The 20056-nt window shown below is 71.5% G+C and carries 20 protein-coding genes; 17 read left to right on the top strand and 3 right to left on the bottom strand.

What is annotated here, in order from left to right; all coding sequences use genetic code 11:
* From alc to SLAV_RS08530, 3 genes are all read left to right on the top strand, one after another.
* A complete protein-coding gene (alc, locus tag SLAV_RS08540; protein WP_030237486.1) occupies positions 1–1113 on the top strand; it encodes an allantoicase in 1113 nt (370 codons plus the stop codon).
* A 245-nt stretch (positions 1114–1358) separates the two neighbouring features.
* Positions 1359–1976 carry a dihydrofolate reductase family protein gene (locus SLAV_RS08535; protein WP_030237483.1) on the top strand — a complete coding sequence of 206 codons (618 nt, stop codon included), beginning with the start codon at positions 1359–1361 and terminating at the stop codon, positions 1974–1976.
* Between the two features lie 125 nt (positions 1977–2101).
* Positions 2102–3013 carry a DMT family transporter gene (locus SLAV_RS08530; protein WP_030237481.1) on the top strand — a complete coding sequence of 304 codons (912 nt, stop codon included), beginning with the start codon at positions 2102–2104 and terminating at the stop codon, positions 3011–3013.
* A gap of 66 nt (positions 3014–3079) precedes the next feature.
* Here the strand turns inward: SLAV_RS08530 and SLAV_RS08525 are convergent, their stop codons facing one another.
* On the bottom strand, positions 3080–4084 hold the full coding sequence (locus SLAV_RS08525) for a Gfo/Idh/MocA family protein (protein ID WP_030237478.1): 1005 nt from the start codon (positions 4082–4084) through the stop codon (positions 3080–3082).
* A 183-nt stretch (positions 4085–4267) separates the two neighbouring features.
* Here SLAV_RS08525 and SLAV_RS08520 point away from each other — a divergent pair, with 183 nt between their 5' ends.
* From SLAV_RS08520 to SLAV_RS08465, 12 genes are all read left to right on the top strand, one after another.
* Complete coding sequence (locus SLAV_RS08520; protein WP_030237475.1) at positions 4268–5278, top strand: sugar ABC transporter substrate-binding protein; 1011 nt, start codon at positions 4268–4270, stop codon at positions 5276–5278.
* Positions 5275–6312, top strand: a complete 1038-nt coding sequence (locus SLAV_RS08515) for an ABC transporter permease (RefSeq protein WP_030237472.1) — start codon at positions 5275–5277, stop codon at positions 6310–6312. Before SLAV_RS08520 ends, SLAV_RS08515 begins: the two co-directional genes overlap by 4 nt.
* On the top strand, positions 6309–7199 hold the full coding sequence (locus SLAV_RS08510; RefSeq protein WP_051841299.1) for an ATP-binding cassette domain-containing protein: 891 nt from the start codon (positions 6309–6311) through the stop codon (positions 7197–7199). Before SLAV_RS08515 ends, SLAV_RS08510 begins: the two co-directional genes overlap by 4 nt.
* Positions 7196–8374: an ROK family glucokinase gene (locus SLAV_RS08505; RefSeq protein ID WP_030237467.1), complete on the top strand. Its 1179-nt coding sequence runs from the start codon at positions 7196–7198 to the stop codon at positions 8372–8374. The genes SLAV_RS08510 and SLAV_RS08505 overlap by 4 nt, the downstream gene beginning before the upstream one ends.
* Positions 8371–8976, top strand: a complete 606-nt coding sequence (locus tag SLAV_RS08500; protein WP_030237466.1) for a hypothetical protein — start codon at positions 8371–8373, stop codon at positions 8974–8976. Before SLAV_RS08505 ends, SLAV_RS08500 begins: the two co-directional genes overlap by 4 nt.
* 71 nt (positions 8977–9047) lie before the next feature.
* Complete coding sequence (locus SLAV_RS08495; RefSeq protein ID WP_030237463.1) at positions 9048–9680, top strand: MBL fold metallo-hydrolase; 633 nt, start codon at positions 9048–9050, stop codon at positions 9678–9680.
* Positions 9681–9710: 30 nt separating this feature from the next.
* The gene (locus tag SLAV_RS08490) at positions 9711–10490 is read left to right on the top strand and encodes an exodeoxyribonuclease III (protein WP_030237461.1); all 780 of its coding nucleotides are present in this window, start codon (positions 9711–9713) and stop codon (positions 10488–10490) included.
* A gap of 81 nt (positions 10491–10571) precedes the next feature.
* A complete protein-coding gene (locus SLAV_RS08485) occupies positions 10572–11012 on the top strand; it encodes a DUF6278 family protein (protein WP_030237459.1) in 441 nt (146 codons plus the stop codon).
* A gap of 126 nt (positions 11013–11138) precedes the next feature.
* Entirely contained in the window at positions 11139–11882 is a 744-nt protein-coding gene (locus SLAV_RS08480) for an amino acid ABC transporter ATP-binding protein (RefSeq protein ID WP_100660820.1), read from the top strand.
* An 11-nt stretch (positions 11883–11893) separates the two neighbouring features.
* A complete protein-coding gene (locus SLAV_RS08475; protein WP_030237456.1) occupies positions 11894–12826 on the top strand; it encodes a glutamate ABC transporter substrate-binding protein in 933 nt (310 codons plus the stop codon).
* A gap of 16 nt (positions 12827–12842) precedes the next feature.
* Positions 12843–13487 (top strand): amino acid ABC transporter permease, encoded by a 645-nt coding sequence (locus SLAV_RS08470; RefSeq protein WP_030237453.1) that lies wholly within the window; start codon positions 12843–12845, stop codon positions 13485–13487.
* Positions 13484–14362 (top strand): amino acid ABC transporter permease, encoded by an 879-nt coding sequence (locus SLAV_RS08465; RefSeq protein ID WP_030237451.1) that lies wholly within the window; start codon positions 13484–13486, stop codon positions 14360–14362. Before SLAV_RS08470 ends, SLAV_RS08465 begins: the two co-directional genes overlap by 4 nt.
* A gap of 31 nt (positions 14363–14393) precedes the next feature.
* Here the strand turns inward: SLAV_RS08465 and SLAV_RS08460 are convergent, their stop codons facing one another.
* Together SLAV_RS08460 and SLAV_RS08455 are read right to left on the bottom strand one after the other, a co-directional pair.
* A complete protein-coding gene (locus tag SLAV_RS08460; protein WP_030237448.1) occupies positions 14394–15983 on the bottom strand; it encodes an alpha/beta fold hydrolase in 1590 nt (529 codons plus the stop codon).
* Positions 15984–16093: 110 nt separating this feature from the next.
* Positions 16094–17317 carry a L,D-transpeptidase gene (locus SLAV_RS08455; RefSeq protein WP_030237446.1) on the bottom strand — a complete coding sequence of 408 codons (1224 nt, stop codon included), beginning with the start codon at positions 17315–17317 and terminating at the stop codon, positions 16094–16096.
* Positions 17318–17616: 299 nt separating this feature from the next.
* On the opposite strand from SLAV_RS08455, the gene murJ reads away from it, so the two are divergent.
* Positions 17617–19326 (top strand): murein biosynthesis integral membrane protein MurJ, encoded by a 1710-nt coding sequence (gene murJ, locus SLAV_RS08450; protein WP_030237443.1) that lies wholly within the window; start codon positions 17617–17619, stop codon positions 19324–19326.
* Positions 19327–19365: 39 nt separating this feature from the next.
* The gene (locus SLAV_RS08445) at positions 19366–20055 is read left to right on the top strand and encodes a response regulator (RefSeq protein ID WP_030237441.1); all 690 of its coding nucleotides are present in this window, start codon (positions 19366–19368) and stop codon (positions 20053–20055) included.
* The last annotated feature ends 1 nt before the right edge of the window (position 20056 follow it).

The raw sequence follows: 20056 nt of genomic DNA, 5'->3' as shown, positions 1-20056 counted from the left end.
GTGGCGATTCCTTCCTTCACCGGTAACGCGAACCCGTACGGGGGCGGCGACCCGTACGCGGACTACCGCACCACGGACTTCTCCTTCACCCAGTACGCGAACCTCGCCGCCCGTGAACTGGGCGCCGGTGTCATCGCCGCCAACGACGAGTTCTTCGCCGAGCGCGAGAACCTCCTCATCGCCGAGGCCCCGCACTTCGACCCCGAGCACTTCGGCCACAAGGGCAAGGTCATGGACGGCTGGGAGACCCGCCGCCGCCGCGGCGTGTCCGCCGAGCAGCCCTGGCCGACCGCCGAGGACCACGACTTCGCGCTGATCCGCCTCGGCGCCCCCGGCGTCATCCGCGGCATCGTCGTGGACACCGCCCACTTCCGCGGCAACATGCCGCAGGCCGTGTCCGTACAGGCCGCCTCGGTACCCGGCTCCCCGACCGCCGAGGAGCTGCTGTCCGAGGACGTCAAGTGGACGACCCTCGTCGAGCGCACCCCCGTCGGCGGCCACGCGGCCAACGGCTTCGAGGTCGACGTCGAGCAGCGCTTCACGCACCTGCGCCTCAACCAGCACCCGGACGGCGGCGTCGCCCGCATCCGCGTCTACGGCGAGGTCCGCCCCGACCCGAAGTGGCTCGCGGCGCTCGGCACCTTCGACGTCGTCGCCCTGGAGAACGGCGGCTCGGTCGAGGACGCGTCCAACCGCTTCTACTCGCCGCCGACCAACACCATCAACCCGGGCCGCTCCCGCAAGATGGACGACGGCTGGGAGACCGCCCGCCGCCGCGACAACGGCAACGACTGGATCCGCTACCAGCTCGTCGCCGAGTCCGAGATCCGCGCCGTCGAGATCGACACCGCCTACCTCAAGGGCAACTCGGCCGGCTGGGCCTCCCTGTCCGTCAAGACGGGCGAGGAGGGCGAGTGGGCCGAGTTCCTGCCGCGCACCCGCCTGCAGCCCGACACCAACCACCGCTTCGTGCTCGACGCCCCGGCGGTCGGCACGCACGTGCGCATCGACATCTTCCCGGACGGCGGCTTCTCCCGGCTGCGCCTGTTCGGCTCGCTGACGGAGGCCGGCGCGGCCGCGCACGCCGCCCGTCACCAGGAGCTGGGCGGCTGACGCCACCCCGCCCCACCGACCGCCCCGGGGGCCGACACCCCCGGGGCGCGAGCACGCTCCCCCCGGGGCGCACCGCACGCGGTGTGCCCCGCGGGCGTCTCCGGGCCCCCCGCGGCGGAGCACCCCCGCGGCGGACACGCGGTCCGCCTCCGCGCGCGCCGCACCGATGAGTTCCGGACGGCGGGGGAGTCTGAACCGGTGCACGGCATACGGGCCGGGCGCCGACACCCAAGGAGCGCAGTGCCATGGGCAAGCTGACCCTCACCACCTTCCTCACCCTCGACGGAGTGATGCAGGCCCCCGGCGGGCCCGCCGAGGACCCCCGCGGCGGGTTCGAGTACGGCGGCTGGGTCGTGCCGTACGCGGACGAGGGCATGGGGGAGTTCATCCAGGAGGTCTTCGCGCGGGCGGGGGCCTTCCTGCTCGGCCGGCGGACCTACGAGATCTTCGCCGCCCACTGGCCGCGGCACGACGACCCCGCCGACCCGGTCGCGAGCCGCCTCAACCGGCTGCCCAAGTACGTCGCCTCGACCACCCTGAAGGACCCGGGCTGGACCCCCGCCACCGTGGTGGACGGCGAGAACCTCCAGGCGGAGGTCGTCCGCGCCAAGGACGCCACCGACGGGGAGCTCCAGGTGCACGGCAGCGGGCAGCTGGCGCAGTGGCTGCTCGCGCGGGACCTCGTCGAGGAGCTGAACCTGCTGGTCTTCCCCGTCTTCCTCGGCACGGGCCGCCGGCTGTTCTCGACCGGCGGGCTGCCCACCGCCTTCGCGCCGGCCGGCTCGCGCACCACGGGCTCCGGCATCGCCATCCACACCTACCGGCCGACGGGCCGCGCCACCTTCGGGAGCTTCGCGGACTGAGCCCGCGCGGGGGCGGCCCCGGCCCGCAAAACGCTCGACCGGGAAGATCGACTCGGCTACCGTGAGCCCGCATCCGTGCGAGCCGCCGCCGTCTCCACTCCCTTCCCGCAGTCGGAGCCGCCCCGGTGTCCACCCTCGCCGCCACCCCCGCCCTCGCGCCCCGCCGGGCCCGGCTCGCGGACCTGCCCGTGCTGCTCGTCGCCGTCGTCTGGGGCGGAAGTTACCTCGCGGCCAAGGGGGTCACGGCCCCGCACACCGTGATCGCGGTGCTGGTGCTGCGCTTCGCGCTCGTGCTGCCCGTCCTCGTCCTCGCCGGGTGGCGGCGGCTGCGGGTGCTGAGCCCCGCGCAGCTGCGCGGGGCCGCGGCGCTGGGCCTCGTACTCGGCGGGATCTTCCTGCTGGAGACCTACGGGGTGGTGCACACCTCCGCCACCAATGCCGGGCTGATCATCAGCCTGACCATGATCTTCACCCCGCTCGCCGAGTCCGCCGTCCGCCGCACCGCCCCCTCGGCCGCCTTCCTCGGCGCCGCCGCCGTCTGCGTCGCGGGCGTCGTGCTGCTCACCCAGGGCGCCGGGTTCACCGCGCCCGGCGCCGGTGACCTGCTGATCCTCGGCGCCGCCCTCGCCCGTACCGCGCACGTCCTGCTGATGGCGCGGATCAAGGCCGTCCAGGACGCGGACTCCCTCTCCCTGACCACGGTCCAGCTCGGCAGCGCCGTCCTGGTCTTCGCCCTGCTGGCAGCCCTGCCGGGGACCGGCGACTCGCCCTGGGCGGCCGCCGCCGGCCTCGGGCCGGGCCAGTGGGCCGGGCTGGCCTTCCTCTCGGTCCTGTGCACCCTCTTCGCCTTCTTCGTACAGATGTGGGCCGTCCGCAGGACCTCGCCCTCGCGGGTCAGCCTGCTCCTCGGCACCGAGCCCCTGTGGGCCGCCGCCGCGGGCATCGTCCTCGGCGGCGAGCACCCGGGGCCCCTCGGCCTGGTGGGCGCGGGGCTGGTCCTGGCCGGCACCGCCTGGGGACGGCGCGCCGCGGCCTGAGCGAATGTCCGGGAATCGCCTCCTGGCCGGGTGATCATCCGCCCTACTGTGGCCCGCATGCCCGCCCTAGAGATCCGGGAGCTCCTCCAGCCGCACGGGGCGGCGCTCGCGCCGGGAGCGCTCGCACGCCTCCGCGATCCGGAACGCGGCCAGCCCCTCCCGGCCGTCGCAGGGGTTGGGCCCCTCACCGCGCACCAGCTTGACGAAGGCCCCCAGCTCGGCCTCGTAAGCGGGACCGAACCGCTCCAGGAACCCGCCCCAGGGCTTGCTCGCCGGGGGCGGGCCGTGCGGTTCCGTCGAGGCGATCGGCGTACGGTCGTCCAGCCCCGAGGAGACCTGGTCCAGCTCCCCGGCGAACTCCATCCGCACGTCGTACCCGGCGCCGTTGCAGCGGGTGGCCGTACTGCTGACCAGCGTCCCGTCGTCCAGCGTGAGCAGGGCCGCGGCCGTGTCGACGTCACCGGCCTCCCGGAAGGCGGCGGGCCCCGCGTCCGAGCCGGCCGCGTACACCTCCACGGCCTCCCGCCCGGTCACCCAGCGCACCATGTCGAAGTCGTGCACCATGCAGTCCCGGTACAGCCCGCCGGAGGTCGCCAGGTACGCGGCGGGCGGCGGTGCGGGATCGGCCGTCATGGTCCGTACGGTGTGCAGCCGGCCCAGGGCACCCGAACGGACCAGCTCCCGCGCGGTGCGGCAGCCCGCGTCGAAACGGCGCATGAAGCCCAGCTGGAGGACCCCGCGGGCGGCGGCCACCTCGCGCAGCACCGCCAGGGTGCGCTCCAGGTCCGGGGCCACGGGCTTCTCGCAGAACACCGGCAGCCCGCCGCGCACCGCGCGGACCACCAGCTCCGCGTGTCCCTCGGTGGCGCAGGCCACCACGAGCGCGTCCACGCCCCAGGTGAAGACCTGCTCGACGGAGGGCGCGGCCGTCGCCCCCAGCCGGTCGGCGAGCCGGGCGGCCCGCGCCGGGTCGGCGTCGGCGAGCAGCAGCGAACCGGCGTCCGGCCGGCGGGCCAGCGCGGCCGCGTGGAAGGAGCCGATCCGGCCCGTCCCGATGAGCCCGATGCGCATGCACTCAACGTGGCCCCGTCCGGGGGAGCTGTCAATCTGCCCGGCTCCGTCCGCGGAAGGCCACGATGGTGGCGACGGCCCCGATGGGCTCCCGAGGCCGACCGTGGCGGATACTGGGCGGCTGGACCGGAATGACCACTTTGAGAATCAGTGGCGGGTATGACGAGGGAAGGGCACGGCGACGTGGCTAGGGTTCGGACAGGGGTACGCGTCGTGGGCGCCGTGCTCGCGGTGGTACTGGGAGCCTCCCTCGCGGGCTGCAGCAGCACGGGCGGCAAGCGCGCCGAGGAGCGGGCGAAGGCCGACCGGGCGGGCCGGCCCGCCGTCTCCACGCCGCGCTGGACCTTCGCGATGGTGACCCACGCGGGCGACGGCGACACCTTCTGGGACATCGTCCAGAAGGGCGCCAAGGAGGCCGCGGCGAAGGACAACATCAACTTCGTCTACTCGCACGACGACCAGGCGCAGCAGCAGGCCCAGTTCGTGCAGAACGCGATCGACCAGAAGGTCGACGGGATCGTGGTCAGCCTCGCCAAGCCCGACGCCCTCAAGGACGTCCTCGGCAAGGCCGTCAAGGCGGGCATCCCCGTGATCACGGTCAACTCCGGATCCGAGCAGTCGGCCGCGTACGGCGCCCTGACCCACATCGGCCAGGACGAGGCGATCGCGGGCGAGGCGGTCGGCACCGAACTGACCAAGCGCGGCCGCAAGAAGGCCGTCTGCATCCTGCACGAACAGGGCAACGTGGGCCACGAGCAGCGCTGCGCCGGAGCGAAGAAGACCTTCGGCGGGAGCATGGAGAACCTCTACGTCGAGGGCACCAACATGCCGTCCGTCCAGGCCGCCATCCAGGCCAAGCTCCAGGCCGACCCCTCCGTCGACGCCATCGTCACCCTCGGCGCCCCCTTCGCCGCCACCGCCGTCAAGGCGAAGGACGCGGCGGGCAGCAAGGCCGAGGTCGACACCTTCGACCTCAACGAGGCCGTCGCCCGCGACCTGAAGTCCGGCGCCCTCGGCTTCGCGGTGGACCAGCAGCCCTTCCTCCAGGGCTACGAGGCGATCGACCTGCTGTGGCTCTACCGCTACAACGCGGACGTCCTCGGCGGCGGCCGGCCCGTGCTGACCGGGCCGCAGATCGTCACGGCGGCCGAGGCCGCCAAGCTGGAGGAGTACATCAAGCGGGGCAGCCGATGAGCGCCGGCGCCGACACCGCCGACGAACGGCTCGCACCGGCCTCGCACCTCAAGAAGCTCCTCGCCCGCCCCGAGCTGGGCGCGGTCGTCGGGGCCGCCGCCGTCTTCGTCTTCTTCTCCTTCGCCGCCCCCAGCTTCCTGCAGGCCTCCAGCCTGAGCACGATCCTGTACTCGGCCTCCACCATCGGGATCATGGCCTGCCCGGTGGCCCTGCTGATGATCGGCGGCGAGTTCGACCTCTCCGCCGGCGTCATGGTCACCACCTCGGCGCTGGTCAGCTCGATGTTCAGCTACCAGATGACCGCCAACGTGTGGGTCGGCGTCGGGGTGTCCCTGCTGGTCACCCTGGCCATCGGTTTCTTCAACGGGTTCATGCTGACCCGCACCAGGCTCCCGAGCTTCATCATCACGCTCGGCACGTTCCTCATGCTGACCGGCCTGAACCTCGGCTTCACCAAGCTGATCAGCGGCTCCGTCTCCACCAAGACCATCGCCGACATGGAGGGCTTCTCCTCCGCGCGGGCCCTGTTCGCCTCGCAGTGGAACATCGGCTCGGTCACCCTGAAGGTCACCATCCTGTGGTGGTTCGCCCTGGTCGCGGTCGCCACGTGGATCCTGCTGCGCACCCGCGCCGGGAACTGGATCTTCGCCGTGGGCGGCGGGGCCGACGCGGCCCGCGCCACCGGCGTCCCCGTGGTCAAGACCCGCATCGGCCTCTACATGGGCGTCGCGCTGTGCGCCTGGATCTCCGGGCAGCACATCCTCTTCTCCTTCGACGTGGTCCAGTCGGGGGAGGGCGTCGGCAACGAGTTCCTGTACATCATCGCCGCGGTCATCGGCGGCTGTCTGATGACGGGCGGCTACGGCTCCGCCATCGGCTCGGCCGTCGGCGCCTTCATCTTCGGCATGACCAGCAACGGCATCGTGTACGCCCAGTGGAACCCGGACTGGTTCAAGTTCTTCCTCGGCGCCATGCTCCTGCTGGCGACGCTGCTGAACGCCTGGGTCCGCAAGCGGGCGGAGGAGAGCAAGTGAGCGCGCACACCGCGCCCGGCCCCCAGGCCGGGACCACCCTGGTGAAGCTGACCGACGTCAGCAAGTACTACGGCAACATCCGCGCCCTCCAGGGCGTCTCCCTGGAGGTCACCGCCGGCGGGATCACCTGTGTGCTCGGCGACAACGGCGCAGGGAAGTCCACCCTCATCAAGATCATCGCGGGGCTGCACCGGCACGACGCCGGCACCTTCGAGATCGAGGGGGAGGAGACCGAGCTCGCCAACCCGCGCGCGGCCCTCGACCGCGGCATCGCCACCGTCTACCAGGACCTCGCCGTCGTCCCCCTGATGCCGGTCTGGCGGAACTTCTTCCTCGGCTCCGAGCCCACCCGCGGCCGCGGACCCTTCCGCCGCCTCGACGTGGAGCTGATGCGCGAGACCACCCGCGCCGAGCTGCTGCGCATGGGCATCGACCTGCGCGACGTCGACCAGCCCATCGGGACCCTCTCGGGCGGCGAGCGCCAGTGCGTGGCCATCGCCCGCGCCGTGTACTTCGGGGCCAAGGTCCTCGTCCTGGACGAGCCCACCGCCGCCCTCGGCGTCAAGCAGTCCGGCGTCGTCCTCAAGTACGTCGCCGCCGCCCGCGACGCAGGTCTCGGGGTGGTCCTGATCACTCACAACCCGCACCACGCGTACCTGGTGGGGGACCGTTTCGTGCTCCTCAAGCGCGGCACCATGGCCGGCAGCCACACCCGGGACTCGATCACCCTGGACGAGCTCACCCGGCAGATGGCGGGCGGCTCCGAGCTGGACGAGCTGAGCCACGAGCTGGAGCGGGTGGCAGAATCAGGACGGGACACCTCGGCCGGCACCCCCGCCGGCCCCCCATCCGACTCCGCCTCCGACAGGGACGACACGACTCGATGAGCACGTACCGGGACTTCGCGCTCTCCCACCGGGGCGCGGCGCGGGGCACGGTCCTGCGGACCGTCGGGACGAGGGAGCGCCGGTCGCTGCTGACCGCCCCGCGCGTCCCGACCGTCGGCATCGACATCGGCGGCACCAAGGTGATGGCCGGCGTCGTCGACGCCGACGGGGTCATCCTGGAGAAGATCCGTACCGAGACCCCCGACAAGTCCAAGAGCCCCAAGGTCGTCGAGGACACCATCGTCGAGCTGGTCCTGGACCTCTCCGACCGGCACGACGTGCACGCGGTGGGCATCGGCGCCGCGGGCTGGGTCGACGCCGACCGCTCCCGCGTGCTCTTCGCCCCGCACCTGGCCTGGCGCGACGAACCGCTGCGCGACGCCCTCCAGTCCCGGCTCGCGGTCCCGGTCATGGTCGACAACGATGCCAACACCGCCGCCTGGGCGGAATGGCGCTTCGGCGCGGGCCGCGGCGAGGACCACCTGGTCATGATCACCCTGGGCACCGGCATCGGCGGGGCCATCCTGGAGGGCGGCCAGGTCAAGCGCGGCCGTTACGGGGTGGCCGGGGAGTTCGGCCACATGCAGGTCGTCCCGGGCGGCCACCGCTGCCCCTGCGGCAACCGCGGCTGCTGGGAGCAGTACAGCTCCGGCAACGCCCTCGTCCGCGAGGCCCGCGAGCTGGCCGCCGCCGACTCCCCGGTCGCGTACAACATCATCGCCCGCGTCGGCGGCAACGTCTCGGAGATCACCGGACCCCTGATCACCGAGCTGGCCCGCGAGGGCGACGCCATGTGCGTGGAGCTCCTCCAGGACATCGGCCAGTGGCTCGGCGTGGGCATCGCCAACCTCGCCGCCGCCCTCGACCCCTCCTGCTTCGTCATCGGCGGCGGGGTCAGCGCCGCCGACGACCTCCTCATCGGCCCCGCCCGGGACGCCTTCCGCCGCCACCTCACCGGCCGCGGCTACCGCCCCGAGGCGCGCATCGCCAAGGCCCAGCTCGGCCCCGAGGCGGGCATGGTCGGCGCCGCCGACCTCGCCCGGCTCGTCGCCCGCCGCTTCCGCCGCGCCACGCGCCGGCGCGTCGAGCGGTACGAGCGCTACGCGCAGCTCGGCCTGCGCACCCCCACGGGCCCGACACCGCCCCCGGAACCCAAGGACCAGGACCAGCAGTGACACCGCCCACCTCCCTGCCCAGACAGGCCTCCTCCCCCGAGGCGGAGGACCACCGACCTTCCGCCCCCGGGGAGCGCGGGAGCCGCCGCGAGACGGTCCGGCGCCGCTGGATCACCGCGCTCATCATCCTGCTGCTGGTCGGCGTCCCGGCGGGCTACCTCGCCGTCTCCGCCCAGCAGAGCCGCGCCAGCGGCAAGGACAAGGCGGCCCGGGTCGGGGCCGTCAAGGTCCGCCCGGACTGGCCGTCGACCGTGCAGCGCAGCATCTACGAGGTCCCGATCCCCGACTCGGGGGCCTCCTCGGTCGGCTACCTGGAGACCAACAACTGGCACACCAGCCGGCTGTACGTCCAGTTCCAGGTCACGCCGAAGGCGCTGGACTCCTTCCTCGCCGACGTCGGCACCAGCCGGGCCGCCCTCACCCCCGGCGTGTCGGTATCCGAGCGCGACGCCAAGGTCGCGGGCTGGAGCTGGAGCCCGAAGCACAAGTGGTCCGGGGTCACGGTGGAGGCGGACGACCCGCGCCCCACCCGGGACATCACCGTCGACTTCGCCAACCCGCGCGCACCCCGCGTCTACGTGGTCTCCACCACCGTCCCGTAGCCCGCGGGATCCAGTGCCGTGACCGGAAAGGTCCACCGGGTCACGGCGCCCGGCAGCACTAGGGTGGCCCCATGAACCTCACCAAACGGCTGCACTCCTGCGTCCAGTTGGAGAAGGACGGGCGCACGCTCGTCATCGACCCGGGCGCCTTCAGCGAAGCCGACGCGGGCCTCGGAGCCGACGCCCTGCTGGTCACCCACGAACACCCGGACCACTTCGAGGAGGGCCGGATCCGCGCCGCCCTCGACGCGAACCCGGCGGCGCAGCTGTGGACCGCGCGCAGCGTCGCCGAGAAGCTGTCCGCCGCCTACCCCGGCCGGGTGCACGCCGTGGGGCACGGGGACGCCTTCGAGGCCGCCGGTTTCGAGGTCCGGGTGCACGGCGAGCTGCACGCCGTGATCCATCCGGACATCCCGCGGGTCGCCAACGTGGGTTTCCTCGTGGACGCTTCCCTCTTCCACCCGGGGGACGCCCTGACCGTCCCGGACGCCCCCGTCGACACGCTGATGCTCCCGGTGCACGCCCCCTGGAACAAGGTCGCCGAAGTGATCGACTACGTCCGCGAGGTCAAGCCCCGCCAGGCGATCGACATCCACGACGCCTACCTCGCGGACATCGCCCGGCCGATCTACGACACGGCCCTGGCCAACCTCGGCGGCGCCCCCCACCGCCGGCTCGGGGCGGGCGAGAGCGCCGCGCTCTGACTGTCGGTGCCGGGCGGTAGGTTTGACGGCATGCGTATCGCCACGTTCAACGTCAACTCGATCACCGCCCGGCTGCCGCGCCTGCTGGCCTGGCTGGAGACCTCCGGGACCGACGTGCTCTGCATCCAGGAGACCAAGTGCTCGGCGGAGCAGTTCCCCGCCGCAGAGCTGCGCGAGCTGGGCTACGAGTCGGCCGTCAACGCCACCGGCCGGTGGAACGGCGTGGCCCTGCTCTCCCGGGTCGGCCTGGAGGACGTCGTCACGGGGCTCCCCGGCGGCCCGGACTACGAGGGCGTGGAGGAGCCCCGCGCCATCTCCGCGACCTGCGGGGGCGTCCGTGTCTGGTCCGTGTACGTGCCCAACGGCCGCGAGGTCGAGCACGACCACTACGGCTACAAGCTGGAGTGGTTCCGCGCCCTGGCGGGCGCCGTCGCCGAAGACGCGGCCGGACCGCGCCCGTTCGCCGTGCTCGGCGACTTCAACGTCGCGCCGACCGACGAGGACGTGTACGACCCGGCGGTCTTCGCGGGCCTCACCCATGTCACCCCCGCCGAGCGGGCCGCCCTGGAGGCCCTGCGCGCGGCCGGCCTCTCCGACGTCTTCCCGCGCGCCCTCAAGTACGACCGCCCGTACACCTTCTGGGACTACCGCATGCTCGCCTTCCCCAAGAACAAGGGCATGCGCATCGACCTCGTCTACGGGAACGAGCCCTTCGTCAAGGCCGTCAAGGACTCCTACGTCGACCGTGAGGAGCGCAAGGGCAAGGGCGCCTCGGACCACGCCCCGGTCGTCGTCGACCTGGACCTGTAGTCCCGGCCCGGTGCGGAACCGGGTGAGGGATCAAGGCGCGCCCTGTGGCCAGCCGGGGATCGTGGTGCCAGGCTGGGCGGTATGAACATCCCTTTCCTCGCCAACTGGCTGAACCGGCACGAAACGGAACAGGGTGCGGGACTCGCCGCCGCCCTCGCGGATCACCCCGAGGGCGTCGCCGAGTTGTTCTCGGAGTGCGAGATGCTGCGGGCGCAGGCCAGGGCGGCCGGGCTCGAACTCGACCAGACCCCGGCCTCCTTGGAGGCCCTCGACCAGCTGATGCCCCGCTGGCGGCGGGACCCCGAGGCCGTCCCGTGGCTGGGCAGCGACGCCGGGTTCTACCTCGGCACGGTGATCGTGCGCACCCTGCGGGGAGCCGCCTGGCAGTCGTGGCCCAACGGGCGGCCCGTGATCCGGCTCGCCTCGGGGCGGGAGCTCGACGTGGTCGAGTCGGGGGTGTCCTGGGCGATGACCGGTTCCCCGGAACTCAGCCAGGTGTACGCCGAGGCCGCCGAGGGCTGATCCACCCCGTGGGGCTGAAGCGCCAATGCGCTTTATATCCCTTTTAGGCGTGTCGCGGTGAAGCCCCTCCGGCGGCTGGATAGTTTGCGCTGACCTCGACACACCGACAAGTGGGCAGGGCAGCGTATGGCCGTCGATCCGTTGATCGAGCTGCGGGACGTCAACAAGCACTACGGGCAGTTGCACGTCCTGCGGAACATCGACCTCACCGTCGGCCGCGGGGAGGTGGTGGTGATCATCGGCCCCTCCGGTTCCGGCAAGTCCACCCTCTGCCGCACCATCAACCGGCTGGAGACCATCGAGTCCGGCACGATCACCCTCGACGGCAGGCCGCTGCCCGCCGAGGGCAGGGAGCTGGCCCGGCTGCGCGCCGAGGTCGGGATGGTGTTCCAGTCCTTCAACCTCTTCGCGCACAAGACCGTCCTCGCCAACGTCTCCCTCGCGCAGGTCAAGGTCAGGAAGCGCGGGAAGGACGAGGCGGAGAAGCGCTCCCGGGAACTCCTGGACCGGGTCGGGCTCGCGGACCAGGCCGACAAGTACCCCGCCCAGCTCTCCGGCGGCCAGCAGCAGCGCGTGGCCATCGCCCGCGCCCTGGCCATGAGCCCCAAGGCCCTCCTCTTCGACGAGCCCACCTCGGCGCTCGACCCGGAGATGATCAACGAGGTGCTGGAGGTCATGCAGCAGCTCGCGGCCGAGGGCATGACGATGGTCGTCGTCACCCACGAGATGGGCTTCGCCCGCTCCGCCGCCAACCGGGTCGTCTTCATGGCCGACGGAAGGATCGTCGAGGACCGCACCCCGGAGGAGTTCTTCACCGCACCCGAGAGCGAGCGGGCCCGCGACTTCCTCTCCAAGATCCTCAAGCATTGAGGGGCGGCCCGATGAGACACACCCCCCACCCCGCGCGCACCCCGCACCTCCTGCGCGCCCTCCTCCTGGCCCTCGTCCTCCTCGCGGCCGCCGCCTGCGGCAAGCCGGGCAGCCCCCCGGTCAAGGGCCCGCAGCCCGAGGACCTGCCCGTATACCGGGTGGCCACGGGTTTCCAGCTGCCCGGATCACCCACCTGGGAGCGGGCGAGGAAGCGCGGCCACCTCGTCGTCGGGGCCAAGGAGGACCAGCCGTACATGGGGGAGAAGGACCCCGCGCGCGGGACCTACTCCGGGTTCGACATCGAGATCGCCAAGATGATCTCCGCCTCCCTCGGCTTCGACCCCAAGACCATCGAGTTCAAGACCATCTCCTCGGCCAACCGCGAGACGGCCCTCCAGAACGGCCAGATCGACTACTACGTGGGCACCTACACGATCAACGACAACCGCAAGAAGCAGGTCGGCTTCGCCGGCCCCTACTTCATGGCCGGCCAGTCCCTGCTGGTCCGCAAGGACGAGAAGGCCATCAAGGGCCCGGACGACCTCGCGGGCAAGAGGGTCTGCTCCGCCGCCGGATCCACGCCCTACCAGCGGCTCCAGAAGGAACACCCGGAGGCGGTCCTCGTCGCCTACGACACCTACTCGGTCTGCGTGGACAACCTGCTGACCTACCAGGTCGACGCCGTCTCCACCGACGACTCCATCCTCCTCGGCTACGCCGCCAAGGTCCCCGACGAGCTCAAGGTCGTCGGCGAACCCTTCTCCCGCGAGCCGTACGGCATCGGCGTGCCGCGCTCCGACACCGCCCTGCGCCTCGCCATCGACGACGCCCTGGCCGAGCACGAGAAGAACGGCGACTGGAAGAAGGCCTACGAGGCCACCCTCGGCCTCTCCGGCAAGCCCGCCCCGACACCACCGCCCATCGACCGCTACCCGGCGAGCTGAGGGGAGAGCCACCGCCATGTACGTACTCACCGAGAACTTCGCGCTCTACGGGAAGGGCTTCTGGGGCACCGTCCAGCTCACCGTCTACGCCTCCCTCCTCGCCCTGGTCCTGGGCTTCGTGATGGCCTCCTTCCGGGTCGCGCCCATCGGATCCCTGCGGGTCTTCGGCACGGTCTGGGTGAACGTGCTGCGCAACACCCCGCTGACCCTGCTCTTCTTCGCGGTGCTGCTCGGCCTGCCCCGCTTCGGGCTGGTGCTGCCGTTCCAGGTCTTCGCCGTCCTGGCCCTGGGCTGCTACACCTCCGCCTTCATCTGCGAGGTGCTGCGTTCGGGCATCAACACCGTGCCCAAGGGCCAGGGCGAGGCGGCGCGCAGCCTGGGCATGTCCTTCGGGCAGACGCTGGGCACGGTGGTGCTGCCGCAGGCCTTCCGGTCCGTGATCCCGCCCATCGGATCCACCCTGATCGCCCTCGCCAAGAACTCCGCGATCGCCGGCGCCTTCAGCGTGAACGAGCTGCTGGGCACGTACAAGACGCTCAGTGAGCTGGGCTACAACATCGTCTGGACCTTCGTCTGGATCGCCGTGGGCTACCTGATCATCACCCTGTCCATCAGCGCGCTCTTCCACGTACTGGAGAAGCGCTACGGAGTCGCCCGATGACCGCGCACGCGCTCCACGGGGAGCTGGAGTCCACGGCCCTCTACGACCTGCCCGGCCCCCGCACCCGGCGCCGTCACCTCGTCTACGGGATCGCGTCGACGGCGGTGATCCTCGGGCTGCTGGCCTGGATCCTCTACCTGCTCTTCGACACCGGCCAGTTCACCGCCACCAAGTGGAGCCCCTTCCTCTACAAGGGCATCCAGGAGCTGGTGCTGCGGGGGCTGGGCAACACCCTCAAGGCCTTCGCGTACGCCTCGGTGCTCTCGGTCCTGCTCGGTGCGGTGCTCGCCGCCGGCCGGCTCTCGGTGCACCGGCCCCTGCGCTGGGCGGCGACCCTGTTCGTGGAGTTCTTCCGGGCCATGCCGGTCCTGGTGATGATCTTCTTCATCTTCGTCGCGCTCAAGGCGCAGCCGCTGCCCGCGCTGGTGGCGGGGCTGACCCTGTACAACGGATCGGTGCTCGCGGAGGTCTTCCGTACGGGCATCAACTCCGTGGAGAGGGGCCAGCGCGAGGCGGCGTACGCGCTCGGCATGCGCAAGACGCAGGTCATGACCTTCGTGCTGGCCCCGCAGGCCGTCCGCGCGATGCTGCCCACGATCATCAGCCAGCTGGTGGTGGCACTGAAGGACACCTCGCTCGGCTACCTGATCACCTACGAGGAGTTCCTGCACGCGGGCAAGCTGATCGCCTCGAACCTCGACTACGACCTGCCGTTCATCCCCGTGGTGATGATCATCTCCCCGATCTACATCGGGATGTGCATGCTGCTGTCCTGGTTCGCCACCTGGGTGGCCCGGCGGGAGCGGCGCAGCCCGAAGACCGCGGCCGTCGAGGTCGCCCCCGCGGAGCCCGAGACGGTGCTGCCGGGGCGGTGAGGAACCGCCCCGCCCCGGCGGCAGCCGTGGATCACTGCTCGCGCAGCGGTACCGAGACGTACGAGGGATCGGTGCCCGGCGAGGAGAAGGTCAGCTGCGCGCCGGCGGGGTTGTGCTCGATGTAGAGCGGGTCGACGGTGTCCACGACCAGGGCGAGCCGGTGACCGGCGGGCACGTCGTAGGCGGTGGAGAAGAGGTCCAGGTCCACGCCGAAGGACTGCCCGGGGGTCCTGCCGTGGAAGGTGTACGGGGCGTTGCTGACCAGCTTGCCGAGGCCGAGGGGGCCCACGTCGTAGAGGTAGGCGACGAAGGTGCCGTCGCCCTTGGTGGGCGTGACGGTGGTGTGCAGGCGCACGGTGCCGCGGATCCGGCGTTCCTGCGGATGGCGGCCGGACTGCCAGACGGCCGCGAAGGAGCGGGGGAGGAGGGGGATCGAGGCGACGGGGGGCGCCTTGAAGAACTGGTCGAGGACGCTGGAGAGCATGACCACGCCGGCGTCGGCCCCGGAGTCGACGTTGGCGAAGACGTGCTCGCTGCCGTCGAGGGGGATCCGCTCGGTACCGCCGGAGCCGACCGCCTGCCAGTCGGCGTATCCCTCGTAGCCGTTGTCGCTGCGGGACTTGATCTGGACGGGGGCCTCGGTGTCGACGCCGTTGCGGTCGTCCCTGAGGTAGCGGTCGAACCAGCGGTGGGCGTTGGTCCAGGTGTCGTTGGGCAGGCCGAGGAGACCGGTGCCCTCGGCGGTGGCGTGGTCGCCGGGGCGCAGTTCCAGCCGCTTGGGGCCGGTGAGCCCCTCGAAGAACTTCGTGTACTGGTTGGGCGGGAAGACGGTGTCGCCCCAGGCGTTGCCCAGCATGACGGCGGGGGCGTTGGCGTTGATCCGGTCGATCTGCTCGGAGGCGGAGCGCTTCTTCCCCCAGTCGATCATCGCCTGTTCCCTGTCCAGGTTCGAGCCGAGGAAGTCGTTCAGGATCTGGCGGAGTTCGGGGCCGGGGCGGCCGGTGAGGTATCCGGTGGCCCCGAGCAGCCCGGCCGCCTGGCGGTGCTCGGTGCGGCCGGAGTAGATGGACTCGATCAGGTCCGCCCAGCCGCTGAGCGCGACGACGGCCTTGACGCGGGGGTCGTGCGCGGAGGCCAGCAGACTGATGCCGGCCCCGTACGAGACCCCGCCGAGGCCGATCCGGCCGGGGTCCGCGGGCGTGGTGGCGAGGGCCCAGTCGATGACGGCGGAGACGTCGGCGATGTCGGCGGGGCCCGCGGTCTCGATCTCGCCGCCGGACAGCCAGAAGCCGCGCGAGGCGTAACCGACCACCACGTAGCCGGAGTCGGCGAGCTTGCGGGCCTGGGCGACGTATTCGATCTGCGGCAGGCCCCAGCTGCCGGGGAGCACGATCAGCGGGTACTTCCGGCCGGGCTCGGCCCCGACGGGGGTGAAGACGTTGCCCTTGAGGGTGATGCCCCCGGAGCCGGGAATGTCGTGGAAGCGCAGTTCCGGGGAGGCCGCCCGGGCCGAGGGCGCGGGCGTTGCGGGGGCCGCCTGGGCCTGGTGGGAGGCCAGGCCCAGGGCGGTCGCCGCGAGCAGGGCGGCCACGGCCGCCGCCGTGGTGGGGCGGGCTTTCACGGATCGCTCCTCGCGTGCGCCGGTGTCCTGAAGTGACCCGACGGTAACGGGAGGGGCTTACCGAAGGTAACCCGTCAGTAAGTTACGTGGTGGTAACAATTGATCGGGGGTCAGCCGTTCTGGGCGGCGCCGGCCAGTGCGCTCTTGGCCTTCCACGCGTCCCAGGACAGGTTCCATTCGCCGTAGCCGTTGCCGAGGTCGGCCTTGCCCTTGGAGCCGCTGCCGACCACTTCGAGCGGGTCGCCGGCCTGCACCTGCTCGTATACGGCCTTGGCGTTGGCGTCGCTCATGCCGACGCAGCCGGAACTGGTGTTGGCGCTGCCGAAGTTGGCGGCGTTCCAGGGGGCGGCGTGCACGTACATGCCCGACCAGGTCAGGCGCATCGAGTAGTCGACCATCTTGTCGTAGGCGTCGCCGAGGCCCACCGTCTGGGAGTCCATCCGGATGGTGCCCTCCTTCGCCATCAGCACCATCTTCCCGGACCAGGAGGCCTTCTGGCCGCCCGGAGTGCCCGCCGAGACCGGGACCGTCTTCACGACCTGGCCGTCCTCGGTGACCGACATCTTCTTCGTGTCGAGGCTCACCTCCATCCGGCGGTCCTTGCCTATCTTGAACTCCGTGCTGTAATCGCGGGCGAAGAGCCCGCCGCCCGCGCCGGAGTCCACGCCGTTCAGGTTCATCTCGACCTTCACGTCCGTGCCGGACTTCCAGTAGTCCTTCGGCCGCCAGTCCACCCGGTCGTTGCCGGAATAGTCCTTGAACCAGCCCCAGGAACCCTCGGTGTTGTTCGAGGTGGTCACCTTCAGCTGCTTCTCGACCTCGGCCTTGTTCTTCACCGGATTGTCGAAGACGAGCGAGACGGGCATCGCGACGCCGACCGTGCTGCCCTTCGAAATGTTGATGGAGACCTTGTTCACCTTGTCGGCGGCCGAGGTCTTGAACTGTGTGCTCGCGTTCTGGCTGTCGGTGTTCTGCGCCTCGACCTTGTAGTCGGCGTTCGGCGCGGCGTTGCGCCCCGAGGTCCAGGTCTTCCCGTCGGCGGCGATCTGACCGGCCAGTTCACCGCCCTTGCCGTCCGTCACCTTCACCTGCGCCAGCTTGCCGTCGGCGATGGTCACCTTGACCGGCTCGCCCGCCTTGACCTGGTCGCCCGTCAGGTTCACCGAGACGGCCATGGCCGGCTTGTTCTTCGCGTCCGCCTTGGCGCCGCCGTCCGAGCCCCCGTCGGCGCCACCCGAACAGGCGGTCAGCGCGGCGGCGAGCAGCGCGGTGCCGGCCAGCGCCACCTGGCGGACCCGACGACGCGGCAGTGCGGTACGGCGTGTGCGGCTCAACGAAAACCCCTCCGAAGTAATGATCGTCCGTATTCAAGGAGCGGACGACACGACTCTAGGTTCCCTATTCCGCGGAAAACATCGTCCTCCGGGGTTGTGACGTGCGCCGCAGCGAAACAGTTGCCATTCGGTCACATGAAAGGGCCCGTTCCGGAAAGGACTTTGGTCCCGGAGCAAAGGCCGAAAAGCACTGGCGGGATGCCGATGTCGCCGCACGCGCACGACCGGGGCCGGAGCGGGACCGTCCGGCAGGACCGGGTTACCCTCCACCTTCGACCAGGTGAAGGGAACCCACCTCGATGGAAGCCAGTACCCGCACGGACCCCCGCGCGGCCGGAGCCGGAGCCGAAGCCGGGGCCGGGGTCGAAGCCGACGCGGGCCGGAAGGCGCCCGCGGGAGGCGGCTCGGTCCTGCGCAGCGGCGCGCTCATGGCGGCCGGCTCCATCGTCTCCCGGGCCACCGGCTTCCTCCGTTCCGCGGTGGTCGTGGCGGCACTCACCACCGGCCCCCTCGGCGACGTCTACGCCGTCGCCAACACCGTCCCGAACATCATCTACATGCTGCTGGTCGGCGGAGCGCTCAACGCCGTCTTCGTCCCCGAACTGATCCGGGCCGCCAAGGAGCACAAGGACGGCGGGGCCGCCTACACCGACCGGCTGCTCACCGCCTGCACCCTGGCCCTCGTGGCGCTCACCGCCGTCGCCGTGCTCGCCGCACCGCTCCTCATCGACGGGTACACCGACTACACCGGCGCCCAGCGCGACACCACCGTCGCGCTCGCCCGGTTCTGCCTCCCGCAGATCTTCTTCTACGGCCTCTTCACCCTCCTCGGGCAGATACTCAACGCCCGCGGCAGGTTCGGCGCGATGATGTGGACCCCCGTCCTCAACAACGCCGTCGTCATCGCCGTGTTCGGGCTCTTCCTGTACCTCTCCCACGGCGCCCCCGACGGACTCACCGCCTCCGGGACCCGCCTCCTGGGCATCGGCACCACCGCCGGGATCGTCGTCCAGGCCCTCGCGCTGATCCCCTCGCTGCGCGCCGCCCGCTTCCGCTGGCGCCCCCGCTTCGACTGGCGCGGCAGCGGCCTCGCCCGCCCGCTGCGCAACGCGGGCTGGCTGGTCCTGCTGGTGTTCACCAACCAGATCGCCTACTGGGTCGTCACCCGCTTCTCCACCATCACCGGCAGGCTCGCCCACGAAGCGCACCTCGCGGGCGACGCCGGCTACGCCGCCTACACCAACGCCTACCAGCTGTGGATCGTCCCCCAGGGCATCGTCACCGTCTCCCTGGTGACCGCCCTGATGCCCCGGATGAGCACGGCCGCCTCCGACGGCGACCTCACCGGCGTCCGCAGGGAGATCTCCTACGCGCTGCGCTCCAGCGCCGCCCTCGTCGTGCCCGCCGCCGCCCTCTTCGCCGCGCTCGCCCCCTGGCTGATGGACTGCGTCGCCGGATACGGGCACGTCACCGCCGCCGACGTCGAGGTCATGGCGGGCATGCTCATCGCCTTCGCGCCCGGCCTCATCGCCTTCTCCGCCCAGTACGTGCTCGCCCGCGGCTTCTACGCCCTCTCCGACACCCGCACCCCCTTCCTCCTCAACCTGGTCATCGTCGCCCTGAACGCCGGGCTCTCCTACGCCGCGTACGCCGTCCTCCCGCTGCGCTGGGCCGTGACCGGCATGGCCGCGGCCACCTCGATCGCCTTCACGGCGGGCGCCGCCGTGACCGCGTACGCCCTCGCGCGCCGCCTCGGCCCGCGCGCGCGGCCCGGTACCGCCGCCCGCCCCACGGCCCTCGGGACCCACCTGAGGCTGCTCGCCGCCTGCCTGCCCGCCGGGGCCGCCGGGTACGCCACGGCCCAGGCCGCCGACGGCCTGGGGTCCTACGCGGCGGCCGGGGCGGGAACCATCGTGCTCGCGCTGGTCGTCGTACTCCTTGCCGGGCCCCTGCGCCTGACGGAGATCACCGACCTGATCCACTCCCTGCGGCGCAAGACCGGCCGATAGCGGGAGGAACCACATGAAACACCCTGGGATACTGAGCGGATGCCACGCGTACTGCTGATCGAGGACGACCCTTCCATCCGGGAAGGGGTGGGACTCGGCCTGCGCCGCCGCGGCCACGAGGTGAGGGCCGCCGACACCGGCGAGGCCGGCCTAGCCCTCATGGCCGGCTTCCACCCCGACCTGGTGCTCCTCGACCTCATGCTGCCCGGGATCAACGGCGTCCAGGTGTGCCGCCGGATCCGCGAGACCAGCGAGGTCCCGATCATCATGCTCACCGCACGCGGCGACGACTTCGACATCGTCGTCGGCCTGGAGGCCGGGGCCGACGACTACATCGTCAAACCCGCCCGCACCGAGATCATCGAAGCCCGCATCAAGGCCGTGCTGCGCCGCCTCAGCGACCCCGGGGGCCGCCCCGGCGTGGAACAGCACGGCGAACTCACCGTCGACCGCGCCGGTCTGACCGTCGCCAAGAACGGCGAACGCGTCCCCCTCGCCCCCAGCGAGATCAAGCTCCTGCTCCACCTGACGGCCTCGCCCGAGCAGGTCTTCTCCCGCCAACAGCTCCTGGAATACGTGTGGGAGCACAGCTACCACGCCGACGCCCGGCTCGTGGACGCCTGCGTGCGCAGGCTCCGCAACAAGATCGAGGACCCCGGTGGCAGCCCCCGCTACATACAGACCGTGCGGGGCTTCGGCTACCGCTTCGGACCGCTCGGACCGCGCTAGG

The sequence above is a fragment of the Streptomyces lavendulae subsp. lavendulae genome, from assembly GCF_002803845.1.
In the GTDB taxonomy this organism is placed as follows: domain Bacteria; phylum Actinomycetota; class Actinomycetes; order Streptomycetales; family Streptomycetaceae; genus Streptomyces; species Streptomyces lavendulae.
This window is presented reverse-complemented; position numbering and strand designations above follow the sequence as displayed.

Coding starts and splice junctions, on each gene's coding strand:
- SLAV_RS08515 (WP_030237472.1), top strand. CDS start 5,275: ATGAGCGCCGGCGCCGACACCGCCGACGAACGGCTCGCACCGGCCTCG.
- SLAV_RS08505 (WP_030237467.1), top strand. CDS start 7,196: ATGAGCACGTACCGGGACTTCGCGCTCTCCCACCGGGGCGCGGCGCGG.
- SLAV_RS08485 (WP_030237459.1), top strand. CDS start 10,572: ATGAACATCCCTTTCCTCGCCAACTGGCTGAACCGGCACGAAACGGAA.
- SLAV_RS08465 (WP_030237451.1), top strand. CDS start 13,484: ATGACCGCGCACGCGCTCCACGGGGAGCTGGAGTCCACGGCCCTCTAC.
- murJ (WP_030237443.1), top strand. CDS start 17,617: ATGGAAGCCAGTACCCGCACGGACCCCCGCGCGGCCGGAGCCGGAGCC.
- SLAV_RS08445 (WP_030237441.1), top strand. CDS start 19,366: ATGCCACGCGTACTGCTGATCGAGGACGACCCTTCCATCCGGGAAGGG.
- SLAV_RS08525 (WP_030237478.1), bottom strand. CDS start 4,084: ATGCGCATCGGGCTCATCGGGACGGGCCGGATCGGCTCCTTCCACGCG.
- SLAV_RS08495 (WP_030237463.1), top strand. CDS start 9,048: ATGAACCTCACCAAACGGCTGCACTCCTGCGTCCAGTTGGAGAAGGAC.
- SLAV_RS08475 (WP_030237456.1), top strand. CDS start 11,894: ATGAGACACACCCCCCACCCCGCGCGCACCCCGCACCTCCTGCGCGCC.
- SLAV_RS08490 (WP_030237461.1), top strand. CDS start 9,711: ATGCGTATCGCCACGTTCAACGTCAACTCGATCACCGCCCGGCTGCCG.
- SLAV_RS08480 (WP_100660820.1), top strand. CDS start 11,139: ATGGCCGTCGATCCGTTGATCGAGCTGCGGGACGTCAACAAGCACTAC.
- SLAV_RS08470 (WP_030237453.1), top strand. CDS start 12,843: ATGTACGTACTCACCGAGAACTTCGCGCTCTACGGGAAGGGCTTCTGG.
- SLAV_RS08535 (WP_030237483.1), top strand. CDS start 1,359: ATGGGCAAGCTGACCCTCACCACCTTCCTCACCCTCGACGGAGTGATG.